The sequence below is a fragment of the Actinophytocola sp. genome (genome assembly GCF_035712165.1).
In the GTDB taxonomy this organism is placed as follows: domain Bacteria; phylum Actinomycetota; class Actinomycetes; order Mycobacteriales; family Pseudonocardiaceae; genus DASYTH01.
In genome coordinates, this window is record NZ_DASTBH010000093.1 from 1 (window position 1) to 7628 (window position 7628).

Annotated in this window: 9 protein-coding genes; 5 read left to right on the plus strand and 4 right to left on the minus strand. The window is 71.7% G+C overall.

Annotation, left to right across the window (positions count from 1 at the left end; genetic code table 11):
* A partial coding sequence (locus VFO68_RS04825; RefSeq protein ID WP_325156928.1) for a polyketide synthase occupies positions 1-1329 on the minus strand: 1329 nt, incomplete at its 3' end.
* A 206-nt stretch (positions 1330-1535) separates the two neighbouring features.
* On the opposite strand from VFO68_RS04825, the gene VFO68_RS04830 reads away from it, so the two are divergent.
* Positions 1536-2042, plus strand: coding sequence for a hypothetical protein (locus tag VFO68_RS04830; RefSeq protein WP_325156929.1), 507 nt, complete (start codon positions 1536-1538; stop codon positions 2040-2042).
* 92 nt (positions 2043-2134) lie between these two features.
* On the plus strand, positions 2135-3409 hold the full coding sequence (locus VFO68_RS04835; RefSeq protein ID WP_325156930.1) for a cytochrome P450: 1275 nt from the start codon (positions 2135-2137) through the stop codon (positions 3407-3409).
* Between the two features lie 4 nt (positions 3410-3413).
* Here VFO68_RS04835 and VFO68_RS04840 read toward each other — a convergent pair whose 3' ends face one another.
* Together VFO68_RS04840 and VFO68_RS04845 are read right to left on the minus strand one after the other, a co-directional pair.
* Positions 3414-3695 carry a hypothetical protein gene (locus tag VFO68_RS04840; RefSeq protein WP_325156931.1) on the minus strand — a complete coding sequence of 94 codons (282 nt, stop codon included), beginning with the start codon at positions 3693-3695 and terminating at the stop codon, positions 3414-3416.
* 94 nt (positions 3696-3789) lie between these two features.
* On the minus strand, positions 3790-4710 hold the full coding sequence (locus VFO68_RS04845) for a LysR family transcriptional regulator (protein WP_325156932.1): 921 nt from the start codon (positions 4708-4710) through the stop codon (positions 3790-3792).
* Between the two features lie 94 nt (positions 4711-4804).
* On the opposite strand from VFO68_RS04845, the gene VFO68_RS04850 reads away from it, so the two are divergent.
* From VFO68_RS04850 to VFO68_RS04860, 3 genes are read left to right on the plus strand one after another with little or no spacing between them, the layout of a single operon-like run.
* Positions 4805-5650 carry an alpha/beta fold hydrolase gene (locus VFO68_RS04850; protein WP_325156933.1) on the plus strand — a complete coding sequence of 282 codons (846 nt, stop codon included), beginning with the start codon at positions 4805-4807 and terminating at the stop codon, positions 5648-5650.
* Positions 5647-6456: an LLM class flavin-dependent oxidoreductase gene (locus VFO68_RS04855; RefSeq protein ID WP_325156934.1), complete on the plus strand. Its 810-nt coding sequence runs from the start codon at positions 5647-5649 to the stop codon at positions 6454-6456. The genes VFO68_RS04850 and VFO68_RS04855 overlap by 4 nt, the downstream gene beginning before the upstream one ends.
* Positions 6449-7216 carry a class I SAM-dependent methyltransferase gene (locus VFO68_RS04860; protein WP_325156935.1) on the plus strand — a complete coding sequence of 256 codons (768 nt, stop codon included), beginning with the start codon at positions 6449-6451 and terminating at the stop codon, positions 7214-7216. Before VFO68_RS04855 ends, VFO68_RS04860 begins: the two co-directional genes overlap by 8 nt.
* Positions 7217-7254: 38 nt before the next feature.
* Here VFO68_RS04860 and VFO68_RS04865 read toward each other — a convergent pair.
* Positions 7255-7628 (minus strand): phosphopantetheine-binding protein (locus tag VFO68_RS04865; protein WP_325156936.1); only part of this gene is annotated, 374 nt, incomplete at its 5' end.

The window sequence follows — 7628 nt, forward strand, 5'->3', positions numbered from 1 at the left end:
CGCGGCCGGCCGGTCCGGCGCCGCACCGGCCTCCTCGAGCACGATGTGGGCGTTGGTGCCGCCCAGCCCGAACGAGCTCACGCCGGCCCGCCGGGGCCACTCGCCCGCCGGCCAGGGCCGGTTCTCCGGCAGCACGACGAACCGTGCGGCGCCGGTCGCCATCGCCGGGTTGGGCGTGCGGAAGTTGCGGGTGCCGGGCAGTTCGGCGCGGTCCACCGCCATCGCCGCCCGGATCAGGCCGGCCACGCCGGAGGCCCGGTCCAGGTGGCCGAGGTCCGGTTTCAGGGAGCCCAGCACACACGACGTGTCCCCGGAAGCGCCCCGGAACACCCGGTCCATCGCGGCCAGTTCCACCGAGTCGCCGAGCATGGTGCCGGTCGCGTGGCACTCGACGTAGCCGATCGTCTCCGCCGAGACCCCGGCCACGGACTGGGCGTAGCCGATCACCTCGGCCTGGCCGTCGGCGCCGGGCGCGGTGAAGCCGACCTTCGCCCGGCCGTCGTTGTTCGACGCCGAGCCGAGCACCACGGCGTAGACGTGATCGCCGTCGCGGCGCGCGTCGGCCAGGCGCTTGAGCGCCACGACGCCCACCCCGTTGCCGATCACGCTGCCCGCGGCGTCGGCGTCGAAGCTGCGCACCACCCCGTCGGCGGAGAGGATGCCGCCCTCCTCGAACAGGTAGCCGGTGGTCATCGGAACCTCGAACGAGGCGCCGCCGGCCAGCGCCACGTCGGCGTCGAACGTCAGCAGGCTCTGGATCGCCAGGTGCACCGCGACCAGCGAGGTGGAGCAGAAGGTCTGCACGGCCACCGCCGGCCCGGTCAGCCCGAGCTTGTAGGAGACGGTGTTGCTCAACGAGTCGCTGTTGTTGCCGACGGCCCATTGCACGGCGGTCGTGGTGGCCATCACGTCCGGCCGGTTGAGCACGTTGACGAACCCGTACTGGCTCACGCCGCAGCCGGCGAACACGCCGACCCGGCCGGGCATCCGGTTGGGCTGGTAGCCGGCGCCCTCCAGGGCTTCCCAGCAGCATTCCAGAAACAGCCGGTGCTGCGGGTCGGTCACCTCGGCCTCGCGCGGGCTGAACCCGAAGAACGCCGCGTCGAAGTGCTCGATGTCGCGCAGCGGCGCCGCCCGGCGCACGTACTGCGGGTCGGCCAGCAACGCCGGTTCCACACCGGCGGCCAGCAGTTCGTCCTCGGTGAGATCGCGGATCGCGCCGACCCCGGCGGCGAGGTTGTCCCACAGCTGGTCCACATCGTCGGCGCCGGGAAACCGCCCGGACATGCCGACGATCGCAACCACCGAGTCCTCGTCGCGTTCGATCATCGATCACTCACCGCCGCACGCTCTGGTTCATTTCCGCAGCCAACGGTATTTCAGCGCGGCCCATGCTCCGTCCACTTTTGAGTAACTATGGGGCAGCCGATTCCCGATTACCGTGCAATGGCGCGGGAATGGGTGTCCGGTGGCGTTCGCGCAACTACATTTGAGTCCGCTTGTACGCATTGACGAATGTGGAGGACTGTATGGAGATGAACCGCTTTTGGCGCCGGGGGCTGTTTCGGACCGTGCTCACCGTGCTCGCTGCCGTGGCCCTGCTGCCACTGAGCACGGCGACCGGATCCGCGGCGGAGGCCGACTTCGTCGAATGCAGCAAGGGCAGCCTCAGCGTCCGGGTCGACACCGTGACCCGAGCGGTTACCGGCACTGGGAACGTGAGCCAGTGCGTGGCACAGGTGAACTTCGAGCTGACGTCCGCGACGATCACCGTCAGCGGTACGGCGACCCAGCTCGCGGGACTCCTGGTGTCGACGGTCACGACGGAGACCATCAGGTGGAACAACGGACAGACCACGACCGTGACCGTGCAACGCTCGTACTTCGGCACGAGCAGTGTCAGCGCGGTGGGCACCGGAAACACCACCGGCGGCGTGCTGCATCCGGCCGGTGAGTTCGACAACGGCAACGGTACCCGGAGGAACAACGGCGGATCTGTCACGCTCACCAACGCGGTCCAGCTCATCATGGCGGCGTCATAGCGGTTTTCACCGTCGGCACGACGACCCACGTCACAGCCAGTTGACGTGGGTCGGTCCGCTGTTTCACCACAGGCGAACCGAGGGGTTTTACGATGGCACCGAAATGTCCCGTGCACGCGCATCCCATGCTGGTCGAGGACGAACAGTTCTGGATAGACCCGAACCCCGTGCTGGCCAGGTTGCAGGAACGGGGTCCCATCCACCGGGTGTGCCTGCCGGACCGGATCCCGGTCTGGCTGGTCACCGGCCACGACGACGTCCGCGCCGGGCTGCGGGACCAACGCCTTGCGCGGCAACGGAAGTACGCCGGGCCCGACTACACCGCCACCGCCTACCCGGAGGGTCAGCCCGACGGCCGGCTGGTGATGGAGGACCCGCCCGAGCACACGGCGACCCGGCGTCTGATCAACTTCGCGTTCACGCCGAGGCATGTCGCCACCATCGAGCCGAGAATCCAGGAGATCGTGACGATGCTGCTGGACCGGGTCGAGCGGGAGGCCGCCGAGCGCGGCGCCGCCGATCTGGTGCGGACCTTCTTCGCGCCGCTGCCGGTTTGGGTGATCAGCGGAATCCTCGGTCTGCACGCGCGTCATCTGGACAAGGTCCTGGCCGTCACCGACGCCGAGTTCGCGCTGGCCGAGACCCGCGACGAGGACGACGACACCGATCCGCTCGGCGCCGCGCTGATGACGGCTCAGTCGGAGCTCAACGAGATCCTCAGCGACCTGGTCCGGTCGCGGCGCGCCGAACCGGCCGACGACCTGATCTCGCACTGGGCGACCGCGACCGACGACGACGGCGAGCTGCTGCCGGTCTACGACGTCGTGGACCTGGTGATGCTGCTGTACTTCGCCGGCTCCGACACCACCGCCGGAACCCTGGTTTCGTCCACAGTGGACCTGATGGCCCAGCCCACGGAGCTCGCCCGGCTGCGCGCCAACCCCGAACTGTTCCCCGCGGCTGTGGAAGAGTTGTTGCGCCGCAACGCCCCCGCGCTGCGGGCCGTCCGGCGCTTCGCCATCGAGGACATGGTCATCGCCGGGCAGCGGATCGCGGCGGGCGACACGGTGATGCTGAGCATCCGAGCCGCCAACCGCGATCCGGCCGTGTTCGCCGACGCCGCCGCGTTCGACATGACCCGGCCGAGCAACCACCGTCACCTGGCCTTCGGACACGGTCCGCACCACTGCCCGGGCAACTCCCTGGCCGCCGTCGAGATGACGATCGCGTTGCGGGAGTTGTTCCTGCGCTTCCCCGGCATCGAGCTTGCCGTCCCGCCCGAGCGGATTCCCTGGCGCAGGTCCACCCTGATCCGCGCCGCCTACGGCCTTCCGGTGCGGTTGGGAGTAGTCGCCCAAGCCGCGTGACCCGTCACTGCCGGCGGCAGCCACCTCCGCCAACGGCGTGCAGTTCTGGGTTCAATATCCTCAAAGAGGTGCACCAGTACGAGCGGTGCCGCCCCGTGTCATTGATCGTTCCCGCGGTCGCGTCGCCCAACGTACCGGTACACCCGTATCCGTTGACCAGTCCCAAGGAGAGGTTGAGCTCGATCACGGTCGGGCAGTTGAACACGCCGACGGTCGCCTGCGCGTCACCGGCTGCGGCCAGGGTCATCGCCCCGGCCAGGATCACGGCGCCGGCCGCCGCACTCATTCGGTTCACACCTCAACCTTCAAGGCCGCCGCCGGCACACACAATCCGCCGTTCAGATCGCGGACGGTGCGATACACACGGTTTTCCCGTGCAGTTACGCCACCGGCCGAGTCGGGTTGGCGATCTGGGTGGCGACCTCGGCGGCGACCTCGATGGCGATCGCGATGGCCCGGGCGGCGAGGGGGGACCGGGTGCGGGCGGCCGGCCAGTGCAGGTGGATTTCTCGTGGTGGGAGGGAGGGGCGCAGTTCGTGGACGCGGAGCCGGTGGTCGGACTGGACCTCGGCGGCCCGGATCGCGAGCCACGGGAGCACCGCGGAACCCAGGCCGGCGCGCACCATCGACAGCAGGGTGTCGTTGATGGCGCTGCGGAACACGACTCGCGGGCGGGCGCCGCTGCGTTCGAGTGCCCGCTCCATCCAGGGTTGGTCGCAGGTCAGCGGCCAGGCGACCATCGGCGCCTGGTCGAGTTGCTCGAGCCGGACCGGGCCGTCCGGGAAGACGCCCCGGCCGGTCACCAGGAGGTACGGCTCGTCGAGCAGTTTGACGTGCTCGACGTCGCCGTCGAGCGTGCCGTCGTAGAACAGCAGGTCGAGATCGCCGATCCGCGGTTGTTCCGGCTCCTCCTCGGACAGCCTGATGTCGCAGCCGGGGTGCTCGTCGCGCAGCCGGCGCACCACGGCCGGCAGGATCACGTTGGACACGCTCTGGAACGTGCCGATGTCGATCCGGCCCTCGCCCGCGTTGAACCGGTCGACCGCGTCGGCCAGTCGCTCCGCCTGCGCCAGCAGCTCGCGACCGTGTCCGAGGACCACGGCGCCGAGCGGGGTGATCCGCACCGGTTTGGGCCCGCCCGGCCGGTCGAACACCGGGCCGCCGACGGCTCGTTCCAGCGCGGCGATCTGTTGGCTCACCGTCGACTGGGTGTAACCGAGCCGGGCCGCCGCCCGGCCGAAGGAGCCCTCGTCGGCGACGGCGGCCAGCGCGGCGAGGTGGCGCAACTCCACATCGGGCACAGGGACAGCGTAACGAGGGCGATCGCCGATTACGATTGCTTTGATCGAAGGTAATCGTTTTTCTCGATGTATGCGGCGGCCTAGCGTGGGCGTCATGACCACCAACGCCGAGCGACTCCTCGACATCAACGGCGCCGAGGTGTGCGTGCAGACCTTCGGGGACCGGGCCGACCCGGCGGTCCTGCTCGTGGCCGGGGCGTGCGCCTCGATGCTGTGGTGGGACGCCGCACTGTGCGAACGGATCGCGGCCGGCGGCCGGCACGTCGTGCGGTACGACCATCGCGACACCGGCCGGTCGACCAGCTACCCACCGGGCGCGCCGGGCTACTCCTACACCGACCTGGCCCTCGACACGCTCGGCATCCAGGACGCCCTCGGCATCGAGCGGGCCCACCTGGTCTGCCAGTCGATGTTCGGTGGGATCGGCCTGATCGCCGGCGTCGACCATCCCGACCGGGTCGCCTCACTGACGTTCGTCTCCAGCTCCACGGGCGAGCCCGGCCTTCCGCCGCCGTCGGGCGAGCTCGCCGAGGGACGGCCGGCCGAGCCCGACCCCGCCGACCCGGCCTCGGTCGTGGACTACGTGGTCGGCTCGGCCCGGGCGTATGCGGGCGGCTACTTCGACGAGGCCGCGACCCGGGCGTTGGCGCAGCGGGACGTCGCGCGGGCCCGGAACTACGCCTCGACCCTGGTCAACCACTACGCCATCGACGGCGACGGGCCGGCCCGCGGCGGCTTCGGCGACATCACCGCGCCGACGCTCGTGGTGCACGGCGGCCGCGACCCGCTCCTGCCGCTGCCGCACGGCGAGGCGTTGCGGGACGCGGTTCCCGGCGCGGAGCTGCTGGTCCTGGCGGAGGCCGGACACGACCTGCCGGCGCCGGCGTGGGATGCCTTCGTGCCGGCCCTGATCCGCCACACCGGGCGGGGCCGCTCATGAGCCGGTCGGCACTCTGGCTGCCGCTGTTCGACGACCTCGCCGACCCGAGGGTGGTGGCGCGGCTGGCCGCCGAAGCGGAGGAAGCCGGGTGGGACGGCTGCTTCGTGTGGGATCAGCTGTCCTGGCGAGAGCCGGTCCGGCAGATCGCCGACCCGTGGATCACCCTGGCGGCGATGGCCACCGCGACCGAACGGATCCGGTTGGGCCCGATGGTGACGCCGCTGCCCCGGCGCCGGCCGGCCAAGGTCGCCCGGGAGACCGCGACGCTGGACCGGCTCAGCGGCGGCCGGCTCACCCTCGGCGTCGGCATCGGCAGCGACCGGTTCGGCGGTGAGCTGTCCAGGACCGGTGAGCAGCTCGACGACCGGCAGCGCGGCCGGATGCTCGACGAGTCCCTGGCGATCCTGGCCGCCGCGTGGTCCGGCGGGCCGGTGCGGCACCGCGGCGAGCACCACACCGTCGACGGCATCGCGTTCCTGCCGCGACCGGTTCAGCGGCCCGGTGTGCCGGTGTGGGCCGCCGGGTTCCCCGGCAACCTCAAGCCGATCCGCCGGGCGGCCCGGCTCGACGGCTTCTTTCCGGCCAACCTGGAGCACCCGGACCAGCTCGCCGAGATCGTCGCCACCATCACCGGCCTGCGGTCGGGTTCGGCCGGCCCGCACGACATCGCCGTCGGTCTGCCCTTCGGCGCCGACCCCGCGCCGTTCATCGCCGCCGGGGCGACCTGGTGGCTGCCGGAGTTCGAACCCGGCGTGCCGCTCGACACGGTGCGCGGCGTGCTCCGCGACGGCCCGGGCGGTGGTTGAGCTGTTCGACTACGACGCCGAGCTGAGCCGCTACCACGTGCGGCTGCGGGCGGCCGCGGACGTCCGGACCGCCGACCGGGTGCTCGACATCGGTTGCGGCACCGGGCAGACCACGCGGGACGCCGCCCGGTCGGCGACCTCCGGAAGCGCGCTCGGCGTGGACCTGTCCCGCGCGATGGTGGACCGCGCCCGCGAACTCAGCGAGCGCGACGGCGTCCGCAACGTCACCTTCGAACGGGCCGACGCCCAGGTGCACCCGTTCCCGCCTGCGGGTTTCACCCTGGCGCTGAGCCGGTTCGGCACGATGTTCTTCACCGACCCGGTCGCCGCGTTCGGCAACATCGGGCGGGCGTTGCGGCCGGGGGCGCGGTTGGTGCAGTTGGTGTGGCAGGCCCCCGACCGCCAGGAGTGGTCCGGTGCGATCCGCCGCGCACTGGCCGGCGGCGCGAGCACGCCGGCCGGGCAGGCCGCGTTCTCGCTGGCGGACCCGGCCGTCGCGACCGGCGTGCTGACCGCCGCCGGCTTCACCGCTGTCGAGCTCACCGAGGTATCGGAGCCGGTCTACTACGGTCCGGACGCCGCGGCCGCCCGCGACGCCATCCTCGGCCTGCGCATGGCCGAGGAGCTGCTCGCCGGCCTGGACACCGCGGCGACGGCCCGGGCGCTCGACCGCCTGCTGGCCATGCTCGACACCCACGACACCGGCGCGGGCGTGTGGTTCGGCTCCGGCGCCTGGCTGATCACCGCGCGCCGGCGTTGACCCCGGAGGCCGGCGCCCGCGGGCGCCGGCCCCCGGTATCAGGTGGTGCGCTTGCGGCGGGCCAGGTTGGCCTTGCGGGCCTGGGTGCGGTCCTGGTGGTCGGCCACCGCGGCGGCCTCCCCGCGCGCGGGGTCGAGCAGCCGGGCCAGGGCGCCGACCGTGGGTGCTTCGTAGAGCACGTGCGGGGCCAACTCGTCGATGCCGAGACGGCGCCGGATCCGGATCATGATCTCCACGCCGACCAGCGAGTTGCCGCCCAGCTCGAAGAAGTTGTCCTCGGTGCCCACCCGGTCCAGGCCGAGCAGCTCCGCCCACACCTCGGCGATCGCGACCTCGACCTCGCCGGCCGGCGGGACGAACGCCACGCTCAGATCCGGCCGGGCGTGCCGGGCACCCGAGGATGCCGCGTCGG